A 24,083-nucleotide genomic window follows, 5' to 3' on the forward strand; every position below is an offset into this window, starting at 1 on the left:
TTTCAAATATGGTTGGTACTAAATTATAAATAGTATCAAAGCTTATCAACAGAAGTAATTAACATCTGTTAATAACACAAATAAACGAAGGGATTTTTGGTTTGGTATTAGGAAGATGGCGATTGTTGAAAATTAGGCTGGCTCAATGGTTCATTGGTCATTTGTTCATTGGTGGAATGAGCGCTAAAAAAAGCATATCGAGGATTGTTGAAAATTAGACTAGTTCAAAGGTTCATTGGTCATTTGTTCATTGGTGGAATGAGCGCTAAAAAAAACATATCGAGGATTGTTGAAAATTAGACTAGTTCAAAGGTTCATTGGTCTTTTGTTCATTGGTGGAATGAGCGCTAAAAAAACATATCAAGGATTGTTTACAGGTTAATTGTTTAAACGCTTATTCGTTATGTGCTGAAAAATTATAATAAGACATAAAAATTAATCATGCGCAATTTGCTACGCTTTACACTAATGACCAATGAACTAATGGCTAATAAACTAATGACTAATGAACTATCCTAACCTTGACTTGCTAATAAATAGAGTACAGCCATTCTAACGGCTACGCCATTTTCTACCTGTTCTAAAATAATAGATTGCTTGCTATCGGCAACATCGCTGGTAATCTCTACACCACGATTTATTGGACCGGGATGCATTACAATTATCTCTTTATCAAGGCTATCCAGAATCTGTTTGTTTAAGCCATACATCATTGCATATTCCCTAAGTGATGGAAAATATTTAATATCTTGTCGCTCGAGTTGAATGCGAAGCATGTTTGCTACATCACACCAGTTCAGGGCTTTAATTAAGTTATGCTCAACTTTTACTCCAAGTTGATGAATGTGTTTTGGGATTAGTGTAGTTGGTCCGCACACCATAACTTCTGCACCTAAACGTTGTAAACAAAGTATGTTTGAAATTGCTACTCTAGAGTGCAAAATATCACCAACTATAACTACTTTTTTCCCTGCAACATCACCAAGTTTTTGGCGAATGGAAAAAGCATCAAGTAAGGCCTGCGTTGGGTGTTCATGTGCGCCATCGCCAGCATTTACAATTTGAGCTTTAACATGCTTGCTTAAAAACTGACCCGCACCGGCGTACGGATGGCGCATTACAACCATATCAACCTTCATTGATAGAATGTTGTTAACGGTATCTATTAAAGTTTCGCCTTTGCTAACGGATGAAGAAGAGGCTGCAAAATTTACAACATCTGCAGAAAGTCTTTTCTCAGCCAATTCAAAAGAAAGTTTTGTACGGGTAGAGTTTTCGAAAAATATATTGGCGATGGTAATATCACGGAGAGAGGGCACTTTTTTAATTGGCCTGTTAATTACCTCTTTAAAATTATCTGCAGTTTCGAAAATCAATTCGATATCATTCCGGTTAATATCTTTAATGCCTAAAAGATGTCGGGTTGATAGTCTGTCTGCTGCCATTTCTTATTTATTGTTTTTCAGATAATAAAATCACTTTGTCTTCTGCACCTTCACTTGCCCAGGTTACTTTTACCTGTTGCGAATTTAAGCTATCTACTTGATGGCCAATGTAATCAGGCTCTATAGGTAGGTGTCTGCTAAATCTTCTGTCAATCAAAACCAAAAGTTCAACTTTTTCTGGTCTACCATAAGCCAAAAGCGCATCTAATGCAGCTCTAATGGTTCTGCCTGTCCAAAGTACATCATCGATTAAGATAACTTTTTTGCCTTCAATTATAAAATCGATAGAGTTGCTATTGGCGGTTACCAAGCCATCTTTTCTTCTGAAATCGTCTCTAAAGAAAGTTATATCAAGGTTTCCCTTTAAAATTTTCTTGCTTTTTAGAATAATTTGAAGCTCTTGTTGAATCCGGTCGGCCAAAAAAATACCCCTCGGCTGGATGCCAATTAAAACGGTATTCGCGAAATCGTCGTGGTTTTCAATTAATTGATGGCAAAGCCTCTTAATTGTAATCTGAATTTTTTGTCCGTCAAGAAGTGTTTTCTTTTGCATTGAAGAAGGATTGGGCAAATATATAAAAATGTTTCAAGGTTGGAAAGTTGCAGGCAGATTGTTTTATTATTTCAACGCTAAATCGTTCTGTTACAACATTAAATTGTTTGTTTTTTAAACTTTATTAGAAAAGCAGGTTCCAGTTTACATCGGAAAAATGAATCCGGCTTTCCGCTTTACTTCGTAGGCAACCATGAAGGTTACCACTGCGTGTTCGCTTCAATCCGGTTTAAATGGCCTGTTTTGTATTTCTATTTGTCTGCTAACGGCATATACTCAACCATCTGATCTAATGCAATTAAGGCTAAAAGCTTTTCGTTAATCCTGCTGGTAATTTCATTTTTTCCATCGCCAATTAACTTTCCATCCACTTTATAAATGGGAAATGCATTTTTTGTAGAACTGCTTATAAAGGCTTCTTTGGCATTATATACTTCAGCTAAAGTAAAATCTCTTTCCGCAAAAGTGTGATTTGGAAGATCTAAGCTCAAAATTTTACTTCGGGTAATTCCATTTAAAATTTCGTTTTTGGCCGTTATAATTTCGCTATCGGTAATTATGAAAAAATTTGCTCTCGGGCATTCTCTCACTAAGCCATTATTATGATATAGAAGATCATCTGCATGGTTTTCCCTTACAAATTTCTGCAAGCGAATGGCCTGTAAATAATCAATGGTTTTTACGTGAGGAAGTTGGCGCTGATGATTGTAGCTCACCAGGGCTATTCCTTGTTCGGGTAAAATTTCATTGATGTCTAAGGGTGTTTGAATAATCACCAAGTTAGGTTTAATCATGGTATAGCCATCTTCAGAATAACCTCCAGTAAGAATAATTTTTATCCCCGAATTTGGAATATCGTTCTTCTCTATTAGTTTCTGAATTGAATTACGAAGTTGCTCTCTATTTAGCTCAACCTCTAGATTCATTTCTCGGGCAGAATTATAAAAACGATCTAAATAATTCTCAATAAATATTGGTTTATTGTTAATCGTTTTTAGAAAATCGAAAATGCCATAACCTCTTTGAATGGATAAATCAGAAACCGATATTTTGGCATCTTCTTTTAAATATAACTCGTTATTAATGGAAATATACATGCTTATTGGGCTTTAATAAGTTGAGCTAATGTACAGGAATATTCATTTTATTGCCAATAAATCTCGTTAAGAATATTAATAATACACAAATCTGATTTTTATTAAAGCTTAAATATCTAACTTTATTTATGGCTCAACCTGTAATCTTCTTTGATGGTGTTTGCAACCTTTGCAATGCATCGGTTCAGTTTGTTATTGAGCATGATCATGAAAATCTTTTCAAGTTTACAGCTTTACAGAGCGCTTATGCAAAAGAGGTGTTGCCACAATTTAATGTCGATCCGGAAAAGTTAAACTCTATTTTGCTTTTAGAAAATGGAATCCTCTATACAAAATCATCTTCAGCATTGCGAGTTGCCAAAAAGCTGAATGGACTTTGGCCTTTACTTTTTGGGTTTATCATTATCCCGAAGTTTATTCGCGATTGGTTTTACGATATCATCGCCAAAAACAGGTACAAATGGTGGGGTAAACAGGAGAGTTGTTGGGTACCAACACCCGATTTAAAAAGTAAGTTTTATTTGTAAATCTAATTTAAGGTTACTTAATTTTTCTGCTTGAGATCCAAAGCCAAAGTGTTAAAATAATTAATGGAACAGTTATGCTGAGCGCCGTTAATTCTAATTGGTTTCTTTGGCTTACAATATCAGCATCAGTTGAAGTGAAGATATAAACAGTTTCCTTAATTGCAAAAATGGTTATTACAGTACACAGAACGGCTAGAATTTTACGCATGTTTTAAGTTTGCAACAAAGATTGGATTATTTTGTGAGAACGCAAGTAACAAAAAAGCCAGCTGGAGTTCTCCAACTGACTTAATCTAACCAAATAAATATTATTCTGCAATTTTAACGGGCTCGAGATCTTCGAGTTCCTCGGTAGTAAAAAGTCTATAATGTATTTTAAATGTTTTTTGTAATGGCGTTTCTAACGAGAAACCACCAACACCGAAGCCATCTAAAACATCTAAATTAAAATGCGAAAATTTCCAGTATTCAAATAAATCTCTATCTACCCAAAATTCACAACCCTCAACTTCTCCAAGGCAAACATCACGCATTCTTAAGTAATAGCCTCCTTTTTCAAAACACTGAGGTTGTGTGCCTTCGCAACATCCACCGGCTTGATAGAACATTAATTCGCCATGTTTTTCTTTAAGAATAGCAATTAATTCCTTTGCTTTTTCGGTGCTATCAATTCTAATGATCATGTTTCGGATTTTAATTAAAATAGGTAATTTCCATCAGATTGAAATAAAATCGCAGATTAATTTGATGAACCTGCGATTGCTTAACAATAGGATTAGAATTAAAATAAGTTTAACTAAAAGAAACCTAATTTGTTTTTGTCGTAAGAGATTAACATATTTTTGGTTTGGCGATAGTGGCCAAGCATCATTTTATGGTTTTCTCTACCGACACCAGATTGTTTGTAACCACCAAAAGGAGCTCCGGCAGGATAAGAGTGATATTGGTTTACCCAAACTCGCCCAGCTTGAATGGCTCTTGGAACTTGATAAAGCTCATGAGCGTCACGAGTCCAAACACCAGCACCTAAGCCATATAATGTGTCGTTAGCAATTTCGATAGCTTCTTCAACGGTTTTAAATGTGGTAACTGCCAATACCGGACCGAAAATTTCTTCCTGAAAAATCCTCATTTTATTATGGCCTTTAAAAATGGTTGGTTTAATATAATAACCAGTTTCTAAATCGCCTTCTAATTTATTTACATCGCCACCAGTTAAAAGCTCGGCGCCTTCTTCTTTACCTAACTTAATGTATTGCGCTATTTTTTCATATTGAATTTTCGATGCCTGAGCGCCCATCATTACGGTTCTATCTAATGGGTTACCAATTTTTATAGCTTCAGTTCGTTCAATTACCTTGGCAATAAACCTTTCGTAAATGTCTTCTTGAATCAATAATCTAGATGGCGCAGTACAAATTTCACCTTGGTTTAAAGCAAACATTACAGCACCTTCAACGGCTTTATCCAAAAAGGCATCATCATGATCCATTACCGAGCTGAAGAAAACATTTGGAGATTTTCCGCCTAATTCTAGCGTTACTGGAATAATATTTTCAGTTGCATATTGCATCACTAGTCTTCCAGTCGGGGTAGAGCCAGTAAATGCTGCTTTCGAAATTTTAGGATTGGTAACTAATGCTCTTCCAAGCTCTGCACCAAAGCCATTTACTACATTGATTACACCTGGAGGAAGGAGATCTCCGATTAGTTCCATTAAAATCATAATAGAAACTGGAGTGCTTTCAGCAGGTTTTAGCACTACACAATTACCTGCAGCCAATGCCGGAGCTAATTTCCAAATGCCCATTAACAAAGGGAAATTCCATGGAATAATTTGAGCCACAACACCAATAGGTTCGTGTACAATTAGCGAAACTGTATTTTGATCCAGCTCAGAGAGAGAGCCTTCTTCAGCACGGATAACGCCTGCAAAATATCTAAAATGGTCAATCCCTAAAGGTAAATCTGCGGCAAGCGTTTCTCTAACGGCTTTGCCATTATCAATTGTTTCTACAGTAGCCAGATATTCTAAATTATCTTCCATCCGTTGGGCAATTTTATTTAGAATAATGCTTCTTTCAGTTGAAGATGTTTTGCTCCAAGTTTTAAAAGCTTCATAGGCGGCATCAACAGCAAGTTCTAAATCTTCTTTTGTAGAATGTGCGGCTTTAGTGAAAACTTTTCCATCTATTGGCGAAATATTATCAAAATATGCGCCTTTTACCGGAGCTACAAATTTGCCTCCTATGTAATTATCATAATGGGTTTTGAATGCTGGTTTTTGAATTAAATTGCTCATGATTTATATAATTTGGTTATACAAACCTAATGGCAAAGCCTAGCGGATAGATAGTATAATCGTAGCATTTGGTAGCATTATCGTTTCAGGGTATGTAACCTTATTGAAATACTTTTATATTTGAGTATTAGGTAAATATCTCTAACCAAATCTTTTTGATATGCAACATACATTGGATCAGGTAAATCTTAGCAATTCGAAAAGTTTGCAAACACTCGTCGAAAATAGAACATCATACACTTTGGAGCGTTGCGAACTAAATGTTTTTGAAACCTATACCGAATCTTATAAAGTTCCACTTACATTCAATGATTTTGTAATTACCAGCATGTTGAGGGGTAAGAAGGTAATGCATTTGTTTGATAAAAAAGGCTTTGATTATTTTCCTGGTCAAACCGTTATCGTTCCACCAGCTATAACGATGGAGATTGATTTCCCGGAAGCTACAAATCTTAATCCCACTCAATGTATTGCATTGGCTATAGATCAAGAGCAGATAAAAAAGACGATTACTTATTTAAATGAATTTTTCCCGAAGGAGGGAAGTAATGAAAAATGGTTGCTAAATTATGATGAGTACCATTTTTATAATAATGAAGAGATTGCTTATCTCATTAATAAAGTAATTAGAATTTGCTCCGAAAGAACGAAGGAAAAGGATGTTTTGGCCGATTTAACTTTGAAAGAACTGTTGGTGAGAATTATGCAAACGCAGAATTTGAAAACCATAAGTGATGATGGCTATAACCTTAATCAAAATCCTTTAGCATTTGTATTAAGCTACATTAAAGCAAACCTGAACGAAAAGATTAGCATCAATAATTTAAGTGATAAAGCCTGCATGAGCAAGGCAACGTTTTATAGGCTTTTTAAAAGAGAATTGGGCATTAGTCCAAATGATTTTATTCTTTCAGAGAAAATCGCGAAAGCAAAAATCCTGTTATCTCAACCAACCGCTAAAGTCGCATCAATAAGTTACGAGCTCGGATTTAGTGATGCAAACTATTTTATTCGTGCCTTTAAAAAGATTGTTGGAATTACACCGGGTGCTTATCAAAGCCAGGTAGTTCATACTATTCACTAGTAATTAAGTACCTTTTACTGTAGGTAATTCCCATTAAATCGTAACGTTTAAACTGAGTTTTTAAGCGCTTTAAAAAATCAGGATAATTGCGTTTCTCTTTCGGACTCCATAAAATTTCGCTTAGTGCATCTAATCTTGGGAAGAGCATATATTCTGCTTTTGCAGGATTTGTAATGTATTCGCTCCACAAACAGCCTTGTGCTCCCCAAATATATTTTGCCTGCTCTGGGGTCAATTCTGCCGGCACTGGTTCATAATTGTAAACATCTATTAATGGCGAAAATTTATTTGCTGTTAAGCTATCTTCTTTAACAAATTGAGCATGATTAAAGTACATTTTAATTTCTGGAGTCATGATGGCTTTATGTTGAAGTTTAGCAGCATCTATTCCGCCTTTTTCCCCTTGCCAACTCATTACTACAGCGTTTGGAGCCAGTCCGCCTTGTAAAATTTCATTCCAACCAATTATGGTTTTGCCTTTGCTATTTACAAATTTTTCCATTCTGCGGATAAAATAACTTTGCAGTTCGCTTTCATCTTTGAGTCCATTTGCCTTCATAATCTGTTGAGAAACCTCTGATTTTCTCCACCAAACTTTCGATCCTTCATCGCCACCAATATGTATATATTGCGAAGGGAACAGATTCATTACCTCGGTTAGTATATCTTCTAAAAATTGAAATGTTTTTTCTGATGGTTGTAAAACGTTATTGTATTTGTTCATCATTCCCCAAGTTTCTGCAACTTCATATTTTTTATCGGGTTCGGTTCCCAATTCTGGATAAGCAGCCAAAATTGCCATGCTGTGAGCAGGCATTTCGATTTCTGGAATAATGGTGATGTATTTTTTAGACGCATAATTAATCACATCTTTAATTTGTTCTTGAGTGTAAAAACCACCATATCGAATGCCATCGGTTTTAATTACCGCATCTTTAGGGGTAATTTTAATTTCTTTGGGTAGTATTTGGTATTTTATGTTTTCATTGCCTTTTCCTGGCCATAAACCAATAATACTGCCATTACGCCAAGCGCCGATCTCTGCAAGTTTCGGATATTTCTTAATTTCAATTCTCCAGCCATGGTCATCAGTTAAATGCCAGTGGAAGTAATTCATTTTATGAAGCGCTAAATAATCGATGTACTGCTTAACAAAAGCAACGTCAAAAAAATGGCGACTTACATCAAGATGCATTCCGCGGTAATCGAAGCGAGGATAATCGGTTATATTAACTGATGGAACTTGCACGGGAAAAGCTTTACGAGAGTAGGGTAAAAGCTGAATTAAAGTTTGGATGCCGTAAAATATTCCTTTTGAGGATGAAGATAGAATTTGAATTTGTTTATTGTCTGAAGTTAATTCATAATAATCTGGTTTTGTGGTCTTAACATTACTTATACCCAGTTTAATAATGTTTGATACTTTGTTGGATGTTGAATCTCTTGTAATCGTAATTCCATAATATTTTGATAGATAATCCTGTAGATAGGAGATACTATTTATTAAGGAATCTGGTGCAATAATTTGCGTTCTGTTATCTATTTTGAAGGGTGATGTTTTCGGGTTTATTTCCAATTTTACAGGCTGTGGAATAATATTTACTTCTTGAGCAGACAGATTTAAGCAAAAAGCAATTGATAAAAATAGAAAGATAATTTTTTTCATAGTAAGGCGATTTTCCTTTTCAAAAGTAATAATTATAGAGGGATGAAAGCGAAAGGTAGGGTAGAACGAATTATAGATGTTACATAAACCCGATGGGAAGAAAATCCTTCTTGATGTAGCAACCCTGAATATTCTGACATGCTGAGGTACGAAGCATCTGCAACCGATGAAACAGATGCTTCGTGCCTCAGCATGACAATCGCCAAAAAGATTAAACGAACAGCGGGGCAGGAGTTAACGATTATTGCTTGCTTTCGTTTTCAAAAACCTCACCCTGTTAAAGCAAGTGCCAAGGCTTATTGCTACAATCCCTCTCCTTAAAGAGAGGGGTTTATGGGTAGAAGCTATAACCTAATATTGATAAGGGTTCAAATCACAATCTCTTGTTTCCCTCTCTTCCGGAGAGGGACTACCACTAAAAAACATAAACCACAAACATTCATAGGGTGAGGCAAAAAAAAACGCCCCCCCGATTTAACGGGAAGGCGTTTAATATATTTAGTTAAAAAGAACTAGCCTTTTTTAGCTTTGCTTTCTTCGCCTTCTAATTGCGATTTCAATTGAGCCAATACGTCTAAATCTCCTAAAGTAGATTTCTCTACAGAATCTTTAACTTTTTTAACTGCTGTAATAGATGCTTTCGCTTCTTTTTTCTTAGCATTTCTTTCTTCTGCTACAGCTTCAGCTTTAACTTCTTCCCAAATACGAGCGTGAGAAACAACGATGCGTTTAGCTTCTTTGTTAAACTCGATGATTTTGAAATCGTTAGTTTCTTCAGCTTTAACCGAAGTACCATCTTCTTTAACCATGTGTTTAGTTGGTACGAAACCTTCTACACCATATGGTAAAGCAATAACAGCACCTTTATCAGTTACCTTAACAACAGTACCTTGGTGAACCGAATCTAAAGTGAAGATCGTTTCGAAAGTATCCCAAGGGTTTTCTTCTAATTGTTTGTGACCTAAGCTTAATTTACGGTTATCAACGTCTAATTCTAAAACAACAACATCTAATACATCACCAACTTTAGTGAATTCGTTAGGGTGGTTTACTTTTTTAGACCAAGATAAATCAGAAATGTGGATTAAACCATCGATACCTTCTTCAATTTCAACAAACACACCGAAGTTAGTCATGTTTTTAACTGTAGCTGTGTGCTTGCTTCCAACTGGGAATTTAGCAGCAACTTCTTGCCAAGGGTCGTTAGATAATTGTTTAATACCTAAGCTCATTTTGCGCTCGTCTCTATCTAAAGTTAAAACTTCAGCTTCGATCTCATCACCAACTTTTAAGAATTCTTGTGGATTTCTTAAGTTTTGCGACCAGCTCATTTCAGAAACATGGATTAAACCTTCAACACCTGGGATGATTTCTAAGAAAGCACCGTAATCTGCAACAGTTACGATTTTTCCTTTTACTTTAGAACCAACAGCTAAATTAGCATCTAAATTTTCCCAAGGGTGAGGAGTTAATTGTTTTAAACCTAAAGCGATACGTTTTTTCTCATCATCGAAATCTAAAACAACCACGTTGATTTTTTCATCTAATGATAATACTTCTTTTGGATGCTCTATGCGGCCCCAAGAAATATCAGTAATGTGAAGTAAACCATCAACACCACCTAAATCGATAAATACACCGAAATCTGTAATGTTTTTAACAGTACCTTCTAATACTTGTCCTTTTTCTAATTTAGAAACGATTTCTACTTTTTGGCTTTCTAAATCGTCTTCAATTAACACTTTATGAGAAACAACTACGTTTTTAAACTCATGGTTAATTTTAACAACTTTAAATTCCATTGTTTTACCCACGTACACATCGTAATCGCGGATAGGTTTGATATCAATTTGAGAACCTGGTAAGAAAGCTTCAACGCCCATGATATCAACAATTAAACCACCTTTAGTACGGCTCTTAACGAAACCGTTGATGATTCTATCATTTTCAAGAGCCTCGTTAATAGCTTCCCAAGATCTTTGAGTTTTTGCTCTTTTGCGAGAAAGGATCAATTGACCGTTAGCATCTTCTGGTGCTTCAACGAATACGTCAACTGAATCGCCGATTTTTAAATCTGGTGTATCACGGAATTCTGAAGTAGAAACTAAACCGTCTGATTTAAAACCAACGTTTAATACTACATCTTTGTTGTTAATTGAAACAACGATACCGCTAATGATTTCACCTTTAGTGATTTGATTGAATGTTCCAGCATACATATCTTCAAACTTTTTACGGTCTGCATCATTGTAATTACCGAAAACTTTTTCATCTGCATCCCAATCGAAATCTTCGGTTGGTGTTGCTAATGATGATTTGATCGATTCGATCGAAACTGAATCAGCTTCAGATTCAATAGTTTCTTTTTCAGTCAGGCGTCCGCCTTCTCCCTGAAGTTCAGCTGTTTTAGCTGCTAATTCTTTTTCTGCTACTTGTTTTTTAGCCATTAATTAATTATCTCCTTTTTTCCCTATTTAGGGACTGCAAAGGTAAAACTTTTTTAATAAATAGAAAAGATTTTTTTAATAAATGTTGCTGATTTTTAGTGGATTAGAAAAGGAGTATCAAGTATTTAGTCCCAAAGGGATGCTTTTGGCATATCAAGTATCAAGATTTGGATCGAAAAATAGACGTTTTGCAATTCCTCCCTATCAGATGATTCTCGATGTAGAGTGTTATTTTAAAAATATCAAGAAGTTAATTATTTGGAAATGAGCGTTCAGTTATTCTTCTGGGGCTGTAGTCCCGCTTTCGCTTATAGTCCTCGCCCGATAGAAGAAAATCGGGCTCCGGGCTATTCCGCTCCATCGGGTTTAAGAATGAAATCTGTGCTTTGAACGCAGATAACCTAATTTTTTATTCTGAAATAGAACTCAGCAATTCTAGCAATTCTTTATCTGTGATATTATCTTTTTCAGATTTATCATAAATAGCAAGTAAATAAACTATTCCATCACTCACAACAAAATTAGTTATTATTCTTGCTCCACCAGATTTGCCTTTACCTTTGGACGCTATTGCAATTCGAATTTTATAACAGTTTTTTCCAATTGGAATGCCAATTTCTGGCTCAATTTTTATTCTGAACTAATGCTAAAAGTTCGCCTTTTAGTGATGTGTACTTTTTGAACAGTCGTTTGGTTTGTTTTTCAAAAGACGAGATAGTTTTTACATTATAAACCGTTCAAAAAAGTCTCAGCATCATTACCCTTCAACTTCCCTTGCTTAATCAGATTCAATTCTTCAACAGCTTCTTTTATTTCCGCTTTTAAAATATCTTTCGGTTCAATAATAGTTTTGGCTTTAACATATGGAATGCTATTAAGTACATCCATTAAAGAGGATGCCTTATTATCTGGAATTTCTAATAACACTTTCATAACAACAAATATACAAATTTTAAAAGCCTATTTCTTAGTAAAAGTGCCTCTCGTAAAGCCTTCTCCAATCAAAGTGTTTTCATCCCTAATTAATAACATAATCATATTCTGCTGATCATATAATTTAATCATATCACCTTCAATAACATATTTCGCTGTAAAGGTAGAATCTGTATAAACATCTTTAACGATAACAGAATCATTTGTGCCAAAATCAAAAGATTTATATTGAGTATCCGCATTACTTGCAAATGTTCCACTTATCGTTTTTTCTTTTATAAAAGTTATAAAGCAGAAGTAAGCAACAACAAGAACAATGATTGTGGAAAAGCTAATTAGAAATTTATTCTGACTAGAATATTTAAATATGAAGAATAAAATCGTTCCCATTAAAAGCGCAACAACAGCGAAAAAGATAATATTAGAATAATCTTTAGCAACTTTTGGAACTTCTACGGCAATTGTGGGTTTGGCTTGTGCTGGTTTTACTGCTGACGCAATTTTAACCAAGAACTCTTTGCTCACCCAACCTTCGCCATTGGTAACTTTAACTTTAAAGTATTTAGCATCTGCAGAATCTAAAACAACTACATTTTCATCTTGCTTTATAAAGCCAATAACCTTGCTTTTTGGATCATTTGTAGATCTAACATTTAATTTATCGGCCTTTACCCGATATATATCTTGAGCTTGCAAGTTGATAGAAAAAAGAGACAGGGCAATAAAAACGAAGAATATTCTAGTCATGATTGGTATATTGTTGGATTGCATTTTAATTAAATCGATGCATTGACGCTATGCGCAAACACCGTGCTAAACATTCCAAAACTATGAAATACTTTTAAACAGAAGCCAATAAGTTTTAATCGAAATGCTTTACCAACTTCCACCAGTTCCGCCACCGCTACTACTGCCACCGCCCCAACTACTGCTAGATGAAGATGATGAAGAAGAACTACTACTTGATGATGATGAGCCTGATGAAGAGCTAGATTTTACCAACATGGCTAGTGTTATCCATTTTATAAATTCTGTATGCTTACAAAAGCCACATTCGTTTATAAGTTTAGCTTGTCCTTCATGGCTGTATGTTGCTTCTGTAACTGTTTCTCTCTTTTTCAGCTTATAAGTTCTAAAACTACAGGAAGGACATTCTACATAATCCTCATAGTTTTCTGCTGGCCATGCTTTAATAATATGTTCTTTATGATCAGCACTTTCCCAAATATCATAATCGTAAGTTTTAATCGTTTCTTCTTTACGTTGGCCTAGAGATAAAAAAGGCTTACCTTCAATATTTATATCTCTATCCATCCGAATCATCTCATTTTTTTTGCTATCCAGAATGGGTTTAAAACGATCTGCAGTTTTATTTCGTTTTATCAAGTGAATAATTATGGCAATTAAAATTATTGGCGAGAAAAAAATTAGCCACCAATTCCTTTTATGAAATGTTTTAACTTCATTAAAAAAGTTTTCATCATCGTTATGTGCCTTCCTTAAACTAGAAATGTAAAAGAGATATCTAAAGAAAAGCCCTATCGCTAGTATACTATATAATATTATTGGAATATGTGTTAACCTTATTTTTTTTAATAATTCAAAACTTTCTGTGAAGACAATAACAAAAATAGAAATGAAAACAATGAAGAAAAGTACGGCGCAACCTTTTGCAATTGCAAGATCCGAACTTGGTTTTTTTATAAATTGACTTCCAGAAATATTTTTTGCTTGTCTCTTTATAATTTTAAATATCCCGAAAAATACGAGCAAGATTATAGCTGTTGGAAGCCAAACATTTTCCCAGTCATTATTGCCTTTTGTTATTTGAGTAAAAAATTGATTAAGCTCCGATTTGTTTTCAGGTTTTAGGATAATAACGCCTAAAGCATCAACTGTATTTATTATTCCTTTACCAAAATCATTTTCTCTAAAAGCGGGAATTAAATAATTTTCTGCAGTATGTTTAAGGGTAACATCCGGTAAAATACCCTCAGTGCCCGTGCCTGTTATAAATCTATATTTACGTCTATCTTTAGAAATAAATAGGAGCAGACCATTATTGCTAGTTTTCTGCCCAATTCCCCAAGTATTAAAAAGCTCATAGGCAAAATCGAAGTCTTCTTTATCATGATCAAAATCATTTACAATGATTACCGCGAGTTGTAAATTTGTTTTGCTTTCAAAATCAGCGATGGTAGTATTAAGATTTGAAACGTCATCACTGCTTAAAATTCCATCAGGATTACTAACATAACCACCTCCATTATTTTTTGGATCGGGAATTTCATTTATTTTATAGGCGGTTTGAGCAAATGATACTACGGAAATAAATACAGCAAGTAAAAGTAAATTAACTCGTTTGTGCCAATTTTTGTTCAACATATTTTTCGGTTAAAATTTATGCGTTGCATAATTTAACAATAGGGAAGGAGGATATTTATTCTTTTAATATTTTTTCCAGTACCTGATCAAGCTTAGCCTTGTTCTTCATGTATGGTTCTAAATTGTAAAGTTGTACTGTTTTAAACTCAATCGGGTGGCTCTCACTTTGTAATGCAATATAACCAGATGTTAAAGCTTTACCATCAATTTTAACCTTTGGATCAAAATTAGAAACATTTCCACCTCCAATTTGGGGCTTTGTGTATTCCAAAACGACTTCACCGCCAATTATGTGTTTTATAACGGAATCTTGCAACACTAAAAACTCTGCCGTTACCCATTGATTACCTGCATAGGTTTTTGATTTTGAATCTAAACAATGAGGTGTAAATAATGCACCATTATAATTTATTAGTGTGCCTGGAGTACAAACATTGCTTGTATGGCGCTCATGTTCACCATCGCCACCTAAAATTTGTCCTTCAATAGAAATTGGAAAATCCTGATCTTTGAGCATGGTTGAAGGATCTTGGCAATGCAACATTGCACCGCTGTTTCTTAAAGCCCAGCCTTCGCCGCCCTTGGCTTGTTCTCCAACAAAACGATAGGTTACTTTTAATAAATATGCAGAGAAAGGTTTTTTATAAAAAATGTGTCCATATTGTTGATCAAACTCTTTATAACCATCATAACTTACTTTTATAAGTCCATCTTCAACCCGAAAAGTATTTGCATAGTTTTCTCTATACTCGTGCTTAGAGATTTTTATGTTCCAATCTTTTAGGTCTTTACCATTAAAAAGATCAATCCATCCTTTTTGAGCAAAAAGATTTTCTGCTGAAATTGAAAAAAGGAAAAGTAAGGTGCAAAATATTTTAATTTTCATAGATAGGAGAATTTGGTTCTCGCTAAAAATATGAAATAAAATTAAACTGATACTGCCATTAACTTAAAAAAGGTTCGGCACGTTCTAATGCAAAGGCCAATTGTTCTTCTTGTGTTAAGTTGGTATTGTCTAAAATCACGGCATCTTCTGCTCTAACCAACGGACTTTCTTTCCGTGTTGTATCGGCATAATCGCGGTGTGCAAGATTTTCAAAAACTTCTTCTAAAGTGGTTTCGTTGTTGCCCTTGCTTTCTAATTCTTTGAATCTGCGTTCAGCTCTTATTTTTGGATCAGCAGTCATGAAAAATTTAACTGGCGCTTCAGGGAAAACTGTAGTGCCGATATCACGTCCGTCCATTACAATGTTTTTTGATTTGCCCATCCGTTGTTGTTGTTTCACCATTTCGTGGCGAACAATTTTGTGTGCAGAAACTTCGCTCACTTTTTCAGAAACAGGCATTAATCGGATTTCATCAGAAACTTCTTCACCATTTAAAGTAATGTGCGATTGATAATCGCGTGAATGAAAGTTAAGTTCAATATGCTGTAAAGCATCAATAACCTTATTGTCATCAGAAATGTTGATGTTATTTCTCAAAAAATATAAGGTAACTGCACGGTACATGGCGCCGCTATCAATATAAATAAAACCTAATTTTTTAGCTAAAGCTTTTGCTAAAGTACTTTTTCCGCAAGATGAATAGCCATCAATAGCTATAACCAAGTTTTTTTTCATTACCACAAAGGTAAAAAAAGACCATGTACTTGTTTAACTTTTTATCACAACTTCAGTCATAAAAACTATACCTAACTTAAATTCAAGATTTTATTTATCAAACTTGGCAATCCATACAGCTGTGTAAGGATGAAGCCAACCTTTGTGTTGCAAATACCAAAACAAACCTTCGTTTATATGGAACTCAAATAAACCATGCATGGCGTGTACGGCATTTTTGGTTGTATAATTTTTACGATACTGAAACGGCGTAATTAATACCGCTTTTTTGTAAGTTCCTTCATCAGTAATTTCAATTGTACAAGGATCAAAAGCTGCAGCAAACCTAAAATTACCATTTAAACGTTCATTCCATTTATTCCAGGCAACCGTATTTTTTCCTTTTTTATTTAACAATGGTTGAATGTCATGGGCTCTCAGATAGGCGTTACTGTAAAAAACTCTCGTTTTATTTTCTTTGGGAAACAGCATGTAAAAATTCATTACACTCGCTTCACGTAGTGGGATGTAATCAAGAACAATGATCATTAAAACATTTCCATATATGCCACACTTCTCTTTAAAAGTAAGTGATTTGCCTCTATTTACCCTAGCCTGAAAACCTGCCGCGTTATTGTTGTATTGCGTTAAATTATAAGGTGTAGCAATTAAAAAAATAATTAATCCCACTACTAGAATTGCTGATAAATCTCTTCTTTTTTTTCTTCTGAAATAAAGAATCAAACCAATTGCTAAGACAATAATAAAAACGTAAAAAATATTTAAAGAGTAGCAGAATGTCCAGATTGTTAAGAAGAGGTAAACAATACAGAGAATAGTGAACAGGAATGCTTTTAAGAAGCTTTTTAGTTTTTGAGCAAACGATTTTAAAGTCATGGGACGTTTAAGGGTATTTAGAGCTTAATATGGATGAATCTTTGAAGTTAAGATTTTATCAACGAATTAGCAAAAAGAGCACTCAATTAACTATAATTTTAACATTATTGATTAATTTTTTCTAAATATATTTGCATTCAATAAAATTTAGAAAAAATAAAATGTTACCTACAAGAGAAGAAATTTTAAAATCAGTTGCATTCAATACTTCTCGAAGTGGTGGCAAAGGCGGACAAAATGTAAATAAAGTTTCGAGCAAAGTGGAGCTGATTTTCAACTTAGAAAACTCAGAATATTTAAGCGATGAAGAAAAGCTAATTCTAAAAACCAGGCTCGAAAATCGTTTAGATTCGGAAGGGTTGTTACATATTGTTTCTCAAGAGGATCGAAGTCAGCTTTTAAATAAAGAAAAGACCGTTGCCAAATTAATTGATTTGCTTAAACGTTCTCTTATAGTCCAAAAAAAGCGAAAGCCAACTAAAATCCCAAAGGCGGTAATTCAGAAAAGATTGAGGAATAAATCCGTTAACGCAGAAAGGAAAGAAACTAGAAAGAAACCAGGTTTTGATTAACCTTAGATTTTGCCAAACCTGTAATATAAACTCAAGCCACCGTAATTTTGTGCTTTTGCAACACTCTTAACTTCTTTGGTTTTAAAAATCACGTTAAAATCTGCCGTAAATCTTTTCGAACTGTAATTAACGCCAAACTGTTGCTCAAAAACGATTGGCTTAACTCCAAAAGTTACTGGGCTATTATTGTTAAACAAACTTCCCTGAATGGTTGCATCATAGGCAACAATGTTTAATTGAGGTTTTGCGTAAAAAAATAGTTCTGATTTATTGAGACTAGCGGTTTTTGAATTTCCGATTACTGCATTATGATAAGCACTATTAAATAATTGATTTAATCTTCCTGCTCTAAACAATACAGAGCCTCCCAAACCTGAAAATGTTGTGCCTAAATTAGCATAACCTTGTCCACTAAAATCAACCACATTATCGTCTGTTCTATAAAGTAATTTGCTGTAATTCGCAGCTAAATTAACAGCAACCTCATTCTTAATTTGATAATCCCACCCAGCAGGAGTGTAAAATCCTACCGTTTCATGAAGAAATCTTTGCGCATCTTGAGCGAGAGAATTTGGCCCAACCGTTCCAATTTCTGTACTTAATTTCAGTACACTTTCGTTTTTGTAAAATATAGAATAAGCACCACCAACATATAGGTATCCAGCAAAAGGCCTGTCTTGATCTGCCTTATTAGGTACCTGTCCCCAATATGGCGTGTACATTTTTTGGCCAGCAGAAATTTCGTAGGTTTTCTTCTCTATTTTTTCTCCAAATTTTTCTGGATTTATCGCTCTGCGGAAATAAATAAATAATCCATTAGTGTAGTATCGATCATTTAATGTGGCCAAATAAGCATCATTTTCTGTTTTAAAACCGAATTCATTTTTGTAGGATTGGGCAAAACTTGTAGAAACAACCAATGAAAGGATTACTGCGAATAAAAAAAATCTCATAAAAAAAGCCTAGGTGATTTAACCTAGGCTGTAAAAGTATTTATTGTAATCGAATTTTAAAGCTATAAAGCCAAAAGATTACAAATTAGTTAACGATTGGAGCAATTTTAATGCTTAAATCCAATGGTTTTTTAACCTTATTTTTTGTTAAAGCTAATTCAATTACCTCACTCATTTCTGTAACGTAATGGAAAGTTAAATCTTTAACGTAGCTTTCTTTAATCTCTAAAATATCTTTGCGATTGCTTTTACAAAGGATAATTTCTTTGATGTTCGCTCTTTTAGCTGCTAATATTTTTTCTTTGATTCCACCAACTGGTAACACTTTTCCACGAAGTGTAATTTCACCAGTCATGGCCAAATGTTGTTTTACCTTACGCTGCGTAAATGCCGAAGTTAATGCGGTTAACATGGTTACACCTGCAGATGGACCATCTTTTGGCGTTGCCCCAGCAGGAACGTGAACGTGAACGTCCCAATTATCAAACAGGGAATAATCAATGCCAAATTCTGATGCGTGCGCACGTAAATAAGCTAACGCAATTACAGCAGATTCTTTCATTACATCGCCTAAATTACCAGTTAAAGTTAATTTTCCCTTACCCGGACTTAAACTCGATTCAATAAAAAGAATGTCACCCCCAACGCTAGTCCAGGCCAAACCTGTAACAACTCCGGCAACTTCATTTCCTTCATATAAATCTTTATCGTAAATGGGCGCACCTAAAATACGTTCAACATCGGCAACAGTTAAATTAGGATCGTAAGTTTCTTCCATCGCAATTTTTGTAGCTACCCCACGAACTAACGAACCAACTTTTTTCTCTAATCCGCGTACTCCAGACTCTCTTGTATAATCTTCAATTACTTTTTCAATTAACGAAGTTTTTAAGTTGATGTCTTTATTCTGCAGGCCGTGATTTTCTTTTTGTTTTGGAAGAAGGTATTTTTTTGCAATCTCAATTTTCTCTTCGATTGTATATCCATTTACCTCAATAATTTCCATTCTATCTAACAACGCAGGCTGAATCGTACTTAATGAATTGGCTGTTGCAATGAAAAGAACATTCGATAAATCGTAGTCCATTTCCACATAGTGATCATAAAAAGAGCTGTTTTGTTCAGGATCTAAAACCTCAAGCAAAGCTGATGAAGGATCGCCACGATGATCTGTACCTACTTTATCAATTTCATCTAAAACAAATACAGGATTATCTGCACCAGCTTTTTTAATGGATGAAATAATACGGCCTGGCATTGCGCCAATGTATGTTTTACGGTGCCCTCTAATTTCGGCTTCGTCGCGAATACCACCAAGGGCCATTCTTACATATTTACGACCTAAAGCTTTCGCAATTGATTTTCCCAATGATGTTTTACCCACTCCCGGAGGACCAACTAAACATAAAATTGGTGCTTTCATATCTCGTTTTAACTTTAATACGGCTAAATATTCAATAATGCGTTGTTTAACTTTTTCTAATCCAAAGTGATCTTTATCTAATATGCGTTGAGCACGTTTAAGATCAAAATTGTCCTTAGTAAATTCGCTCCAAGGCAAATCCAATAAGAGCTCGAGATAATTTAATTGGATTGAATAATCTGGCGCTGCCGGATTCATTCTTCCAAGTTTATCGAGTTCTTTATCAAAGTGGTCATCAACTGCTTTAGCCCATTTTTTCTTTTTTGCTCTTTCCTGCAAAGCATCAAACTCTAAATCTGCAGAGTTTCCTCCAAGTTCTTCTTGGATGGTTTTTAATTGTTGATTTAGAAAATAATCGCGTTGTTGCTTATCAAGATCGGTTCGGACTTTAGATTGAATTTGATTTCTCAATTCCAACATCTGTAATTCGACCATTAAAAGCTCCATAACTTTTTGAGCTCTTTCCTGCAATTTATCCATTTCAAGGATTTTTTGCTTATCAGCCATTTCGGCATTCATGTTTGACGAAATAAAATTGATCAAAAATGAATTGCTTTCAATGTTTTTAAGTGCAATACTAGCCTCGCTCGGTATGTTTGGAGAAAGCTGAATAATCTGAGAAGACATCTCCCGGATTGAGGCAATTAAAGTCTTAAATTCTTTATCTGCTTTATGTTTTTGCTCTTCAAATTTTTTAACAACCGCTTTAATATATGGCTCATTCTGCGCCTCTTCTATTAAACTAAAACGTTGCTTCCCCTGAATAATAACTGTTGTATTACCATCGGGCATTTGAAGCAATTTTATAATATTTGCAACTGTACCAACGGTGTTAAGTTGCTCAAAGGTAGGGTCTTCTATAGAAACATCCTTTTGAGAAACAACACCTATAATTTTATTTCCCTTGTAAGCTTCTTTAATTAATTTGATGGATTTATCCCTCCCAACGGTAATTGGAATTACCACCCCAGGAAATAAAACAGTGTTTCTTAGTGGCAAAATTGCCAAGGTTTCTGGAGTTTCCTCATTATTCATTTCCTCCTCGTCTTGTTGAGACATTAGTGGGAAAAACTCGGTATCTTCATTTATGATCGGCATAGCTGAATTGAAATCAAATATATCTTGTTTACTCATTATCTACATCTTCCTCTAACGACAAACTGGCAGTATCATCGTGTATTCATTGTTTAATTTAATTGTTAAGGTAATAATTTCAACTCTTGTGCCAAAGTGAAAATAACATTAATCTTTTGTTAAAAAGGCAGGTTTGTTTTTAAATATTTATTGTATTATCATATTAAGCAAAATTTAGCGTTTAAGCTAATGTTTGCTGGATAAGGTTGTGCGAAAGAAATTAAAAAAACTTTTAAATTCTCAGAATAGGATTATATTGCGGAAAAATATTCCCTATTAATCCCACTGATGTGTTAGATTTGTTAACTTATTATTAATACATGAACTATTTTAAACAAGCCGTTTTAGGACTTATTCTTTTCTCATCGACAGCCAGTTTTGCTCAAAGCAATTATGATAAAAGCATGCAGGCAATGATGAAAGGCGATTATAAAACTGCTGTTATTCAGCTAGAAAAGGCCGATACAAAAGATCCTGATAATGCAAACGTTTTAAAAATGCTGGGTTATTCTTATTTTCAAAATGGAGAATATGAAAAATCTATTTCAACTTATAGCCGTTTAGTGGTGATAAAACCAGGTGAAGTTTCTGCGTATTATTACCGTGGAAAAGCTCGCTTAAATATTGCCAACGATCCGAAAGAATCCTTAAATTCTATGCGGGAGAACTTTTATACTGCCTCCATTAAAGATTTTACAAAAGCAATTGAAATTAGTGGTGAAGAAGATTCACAAATGTTGCAAAATAGAGCCTTAGCTTATAAAGATTACGCCATTTTCAGATCTTTCAAAGTAAAAAAGAAAGAAGAAAAGGCTGCTTGTGTGGCGTTGTTTAACAATTCTATTTCTGATTTTCAGAAAGTGTTAACTATGCAACCTTTGCGAAAAGATATTATTGATTGGGTAGCCTATGATAAAGCTCAGATTTTGAGCCTGAAGTGAATAGACCCTAAAGCAAAAAAATAGTCCTGAATTTCTTCAGGACTATTTTTTTTATCTCAGTTTTCCGATTATGCTATATTTCTTTGCACTAAGCAACCTTATTTTCTGTCGCTTTTCAATTTGATACAAACTATCTGGGTAATAAGTTAAAGTATCATTTGAGGTATAAAGAATGTTTTTATTTGCAATGAAAATTTCAACTTTTCTAATTTTATTCCCATTCTTTTCTATCAAAATCTTTTTAACCGGAATCTTCTTGCTAGAAGAAGTATAAGTTTCTTGATGATTATTTTTTATAGCTACAAAACTTCCCTTCCAAGATGTTTTATTAATATCAGCATCTACAAATACAGAGAGCTCTTTGGTCCAATCCTTTATTACCAAAGATTTGTTTTCTAATGCTCCATTTATGCTCACCGATTTTTTAACCACAGGTTTAAGCTCCTGAAGATGGATTATTTCCTTTGCAAAATAACCTTTAATATCAAAATAAATTAAATCTGTATTTGCTTCAGATTCTTTACGCTGATTGCAGGAAAAAAGTGCTAAAGCAAATACAAATAAATATCGTTTTTTAATCATTATACCAAAACGTTTCCTGTCATTTCTTCTGGAATAGCTACGCCCAATATTTTTAAAACAGTAGGGGCAATATCACCTAGTTTTCCATCCTCAATCATTTTATAATCTGTATCAATCAAAATGCATGGAACCAAGTTGGTTGTGTGCGCAGTATTTGCAGATCCATCTTTATTTACCATAAATTCTGAATTGCCATGATCTGCTAAAAGGATAAATGAATAACCATTTTCCAAACCTTTATTAACGACAATTTCTGCGCATTTATCTGCAGTTTCTACTGCTTTAATTACGGCTTCAAAAACACCTGTATGTCCAACCATATCTGGATTTGCAAAGTTTAAACAGATAAAATCTGCCCAACCGCTTTCCATTTCAGCCGTTATGGCTTCTGTGATTCCTGCAGCGCTCATTTCTGGTTGTAAATCGTAAGTTGCAACTTTTGGCGAAGGAATTAAAATGCGTTTCTCGTTTTCAAATTCGGATTCTCTTCCGCCAGAAAAGAAGAATGTTACGTGTGGGTATTTTTCTGTTTCCGCAATGCGGATTTGATTTTTTTGACTGCCCGCCAATACTTCACCCAAAGTTTTGCTCAAATCATCTTTGGTAAAAACCACATTTACTTTTTCAAAATTTTCATCGTATGTAGTCATCGTAACATAATACAATGGCAATTTATGCATTTGCTGTTCTGGATAATCTTTTTGTGTTAGTGCCGAGGTAATTTCTCGTCCTCTATCGGTGCGGAAGTTAAAGCAAATTACAACATCATCGTTTTGAATGGTTGCAATTGGTTCTCCATTATCTTGGGTTAAAACAATGGGTTGCAAAAACTCATCTGTAACGCCAGCCTCGTATGATTTTTTGATTGCGGCTAAAGCATCTTGGGTTTTTTCTCCGATGCCATTAACCATAACATCATAAGCCTGTTTTACACGCTCCCAGCGATTATCTCTATCCATTGCATAATAACGGCCAACCATTGTAGCAAGCTTTGTATTAGAGTTTTTAATGTAGTTTTGTAGATCGGTAATAAATCCTAATCCTGAATTTGGATCAGTATCTCGTCCATCAAGAAATGCATGCACAAAAGTTTTTTGAACATTTGCTTGGTTTGCAGCATCGCTTAATGCTTTTAAATGCTCAATGTGGGCATGAACGCCACCATTGGAAACCAAACCAATAAAATGAACCGCTTTGTTATTTTTCTTGGCATAATCAAATGCACTCAGCAAAACAGGGTGGCTATGTAATTCTCTATCAGTAATCGATTTATTTATTCTGCCCAGTTCTTGATAAACCACTCTACCTGCGCCTAAATTCATGTGGCCAACTTCTGAGTTCCCCATTTGGCCAGCAGGTAAGCCAACCGCCTCGCCAGAAGCCTCTAACTTTGAATTAGGATATTTTTGTAATAATGAATCAAAAAAAGGTGTATTGGCCGCATAAGCAGCATCGGATTTGTCTTGATTTCCGTAGCCCCAGCCATCTAAAATAATAAGTGCGAGTTTTTTATTTGTCATTAGTTTTGCTTTTTTAAGATA

24 protein-coding genes are annotated in these 24,083 nt (G+C 34.5%); 5 read left to right on the top strand and 19 right to left on the bottom strand.

Annotated elements, in window-relative coordinates:
* Positions 1 to 515: 515 nt before the first annotated feature.
* The 3 genes from H7U22_RS13200 to H7U22_RS13210 form a co-directional block, all read right to left on the bottom strand.
* Positions 516 to 1,445, bottom strand: coding sequence for an aspartate carbamoyltransferase catalytic subunit (locus H7U22_RS13200; RefSeq protein ID WP_187071824.1), 930 nt, complete (start codon positions 1,443 to 1,445; stop codon positions 516 to 518).
* A 7-nt stretch (positions 1,446 to 1,452) separates the two neighbouring features.
* Positions 1,453 to 1,998: a bifunctional pyr operon transcriptional regulator/uracil phosphoribosyltransferase PyrR gene (pyrR, locus tag H7U22_RS13205; RefSeq protein WP_187071825.1), complete on the bottom strand. Its 546-nt coding sequence runs from the start codon at positions 1,996 to 1,998 to the stop codon at positions 1,453 to 1,455.
* Positions 1,999 to 2,249: 251 nt separating this feature from the next.
* Complete coding sequence (locus tag H7U22_RS13210) at positions 2,250 to 3,095, bottom strand: aminotransferase class IV (protein ID WP_187071826.1); 846 nt, start codon at positions 3,093 to 3,095, stop codon at positions 2,250 to 2,252.
* Positions 3,096 to 3,223: 128 nt separating this feature from the next.
* Between H7U22_RS13210 and H7U22_RS13215 the strand changes: the two genes are divergently transcribed.
* Positions 3,224 to 3,622, top strand: coding sequence for a thiol-disulfide oxidoreductase DCC family protein (locus H7U22_RS13215; RefSeq protein WP_187071827.1), 399 nt, complete (start codon positions 3,224 to 3,226; stop codon positions 3,620 to 3,622).
* Positions 3,623 to 3,635: 13 nt separating this feature from the next.
* Here the strand turns inward: H7U22_RS13215 and H7U22_RS13220 are convergent, their stop codons facing one another.
* The 3 genes from H7U22_RS13220 to H7U22_RS13230 form a co-directional block, all read right to left on the bottom strand.
* A complete protein-coding gene (locus H7U22_RS13220) occupies positions 3,636 to 3,830 on the bottom strand; it encodes a hypothetical protein (protein ID WP_187071828.1) in 195 nt (64 codons plus the stop codon).
* Positions 3,831 to 3,930: 100 nt separating this feature from the next.
* The gene (locus H7U22_RS13225; RefSeq protein ID WP_187071829.1) at positions 3,931 to 4,305 is read right to left on the bottom strand and encodes a DUF779 domain-containing protein; all 375 of its coding nucleotides are present in this window, start codon (positions 4,303 to 4,305) and stop codon (positions 3,931 to 3,933) included.
* A gap of 113 nt (positions 4,306 to 4,418) precedes the next feature.
* The gene (locus H7U22_RS13230) at positions 4,419 to 5,924 is read right to left on the bottom strand and encodes an aldehyde dehydrogenase family protein (protein WP_187071830.1); all 1,506 of its coding nucleotides are present in this window, start codon (positions 5,922 to 5,924) and stop codon (positions 4,419 to 4,421) included.
* A 160-nt stretch (positions 5,925 to 6,084) separates the two neighbouring features.
* Here H7U22_RS13230 and H7U22_RS13235 point away from each other — a divergent pair, with 160 nt between their 5' ends.
* Entirely contained in the window at positions 6,085 to 7,008 is a 924-nt protein-coding gene (locus H7U22_RS13235; protein WP_187071831.1) for an AraC family transcriptional regulator, read from the top strand.
* On the opposite strand, the gene H7U22_RS13240 is transcribed toward H7U22_RS13235, so the two are convergent.
* Complete coding sequence (locus H7U22_RS13240; RefSeq protein ID WP_187071832.1) at positions 6,998 to 8,674, bottom strand: beta-N-acetylhexosaminidase; 1,677 nt, start codon at positions 8,672 to 8,674, stop codon at positions 6,998 to 7,000. The genes H7U22_RS13235 and H7U22_RS13240 overlap by 11 nt on opposite strands.
* Before the next feature lie 138 nt (positions 8,675 to 8,812).
* On the opposite strand from H7U22_RS13240, the gene H7U22_RS13245 reads away from it, so the two are divergent.
* Positions 8,813 to 8,995, top strand: coding sequence for a hypothetical protein (locus H7U22_RS13245; RefSeq protein ID WP_187071833.1), 183 nt, complete (start codon positions 8,813 to 8,815; stop codon positions 8,993 to 8,995).
* A gap of 191 nt (positions 8,996 to 9,186) precedes the next feature.
* On the opposite strand, the gene rpsA is transcribed toward H7U22_RS13245, so the two are convergent.
* The 8 genes from rpsA to H7U22_RS13285 form a co-directional block, all read right to left on the bottom strand.
* Positions 9,187 to 11,121, bottom strand: coding sequence for a 30S ribosomal protein S1 (gene rpsA, locus H7U22_RS13250; RefSeq protein ID WP_131561150.1), 1,935 nt, complete (start codon positions 11,119 to 11,121; stop codon positions 9,187 to 9,189).
* A gap of 409 nt (positions 11,122 to 11,530) precedes the next feature.
* On the bottom strand, positions 11,531 to 11,755 hold the full coding sequence (locus H7U22_RS23410) for a type II toxin-antitoxin system RelE/ParE family toxin (protein ID WP_317172981.1): 225 nt from the start codon (positions 11,753 to 11,755) through the stop codon (positions 11,531 to 11,533).
* 92 nt (positions 11,756 to 11,847) lie between these two features.
* Positions 11,848 to 12,054, bottom strand: coding sequence for a hypothetical protein (locus tag H7U22_RS13260; protein ID WP_187071834.1), 207 nt, complete (start codon positions 12,052 to 12,054; stop codon positions 11,848 to 11,850).
* Positions 12,055 to 12,081: 27 nt separating this feature from the next.
* A complete protein-coding gene (locus H7U22_RS13265) occupies positions 12,082 to 12,801 on the bottom strand; it encodes an SH3 domain-containing protein (RefSeq protein WP_187071835.1) in 720 nt (239 codons plus the stop codon).
* A 129-nt stretch (positions 12,802 to 12,930) separates the two neighbouring features.
* Positions 12,931 to 14,439 carry a TPM domain-containing protein gene (locus H7U22_RS13270; RefSeq protein ID WP_187071836.1) on the bottom strand — a complete coding sequence of 503 codons (1,509 nt, stop codon included), beginning with the start codon at positions 14,437 to 14,439 and terminating at the stop codon, positions 12,931 to 12,933.
* A gap of 55 nt (positions 14,440 to 14,494) precedes the next feature.
* Positions 14,495 to 15,325, bottom strand: a complete 831-nt coding sequence (locus tag H7U22_RS13275) for a 3-keto-disaccharide hydrolase (RefSeq protein ID WP_187071837.1) — start codon at positions 15,323 to 15,325, stop codon at positions 14,495 to 14,497.
* 58 nt (positions 15,326 to 15,383) lie between these two features.
* Positions 15,384 to 16,061 (bottom strand): (d)CMP kinase, encoded by a 678-nt coding sequence (cmk, locus tag H7U22_RS13280; RefSeq protein ID WP_187071838.1) that lies wholly within the window; start codon positions 16,059 to 16,061, stop codon positions 15,384 to 15,386.
* A gap of 90 nt (positions 16,062 to 16,151) precedes the next feature.
* Complete coding sequence (locus tag H7U22_RS13285) at positions 16,152 to 16,937, bottom strand: hypothetical protein (protein ID WP_187071839.1); 786 nt, start codon at positions 16,935 to 16,937, stop codon at positions 16,152 to 16,154.
* A gap of 161 nt (positions 16,938 to 17,098) precedes the next feature.
* Between H7U22_RS13285 and arfB the strand changes: the two genes are divergently transcribed.
* On the top strand, positions 17,099 to 17,509 hold the full coding sequence (arfB, locus tag H7U22_RS13290) for an alternative ribosome rescue aminoacyl-tRNA hydrolase ArfB (RefSeq protein ID WP_187071840.1): 411 nt from the start codon (positions 17,099 to 17,101) through the stop codon (positions 17,507 to 17,509).
* Between the two features lie 2 nt (positions 17,510 to 17,511).
* Here arfB and H7U22_RS13295 read toward each other — a convergent pair whose 3' ends face one another.
* Positions 17,512 to 18,462 (bottom strand): lipid A deacylase LpxR family protein, encoded by a 951-nt coding sequence (locus H7U22_RS13295; protein ID WP_187071841.1) that lies wholly within the window; start codon positions 18,460 to 18,462, stop codon positions 17,512 to 17,514.
* Between the two features lie 85 nt (positions 18,463 to 18,547).
* A complete protein-coding gene (lon, locus tag H7U22_RS13300; RefSeq protein ID WP_187071842.1) occupies positions 18,548 to 21,019 on the bottom strand; it encodes an endopeptidase La in 2,472 nt (823 codons plus the stop codon).
* A gap of 320 nt (positions 21,020 to 21,339) precedes the next feature.
* Here lon and H7U22_RS13305 point away from each other — a divergent pair, with 320 nt between their 5' ends.
* Complete coding sequence (locus H7U22_RS13305) at positions 21,340 to 21,960, top strand: tetratricopeptide repeat protein (RefSeq protein WP_187071843.1); 621 nt, start codon at positions 21,340 to 21,342, stop codon at positions 21,958 to 21,960.
* A 51-nt stretch (positions 21,961 to 22,011) separates the two neighbouring features.
* Here H7U22_RS13305 and H7U22_RS13310 read toward each other — a convergent pair whose 3' ends face one another.
* Together H7U22_RS13310 and gpmI are read right to left on the bottom strand one after the other, a co-directional pair.
* The gene (locus tag H7U22_RS13310) at positions 22,012 to 22,542 is read right to left on the bottom strand and encodes a hypothetical protein (protein ID WP_187071844.1); all 531 of its coding nucleotides are present in this window, start codon (positions 22,540 to 22,542) and stop codon (positions 22,012 to 22,014) included.
* The gene (gene gpmI / locus H7U22_RS13315) at positions 22,542 to 24,062 is read right to left on the bottom strand and encodes a 2,3-bisphosphoglycerate-independent phosphoglycerate mutase (protein ID WP_187071845.1); all 1,521 of its coding nucleotides are present in this window, start codon (positions 24,060 to 24,062) and stop codon (positions 22,542 to 22,544) included. Before gpmI ends, H7U22_RS13310 begins: the two co-directional genes overlap by 1 nt.
* Positions 24,063 to 24,083 lie beyond the last annotated feature (21 nt).

This window comes from Pedobacter fastidiosus (assembly GCF_014306625.1).
Classification (GTDB): domain Bacteria; phylum Bacteroidota; class Bacteroidia; order Sphingobacteriales; family Sphingobacteriaceae; genus Pedobacter; species Pedobacter fastidiosus.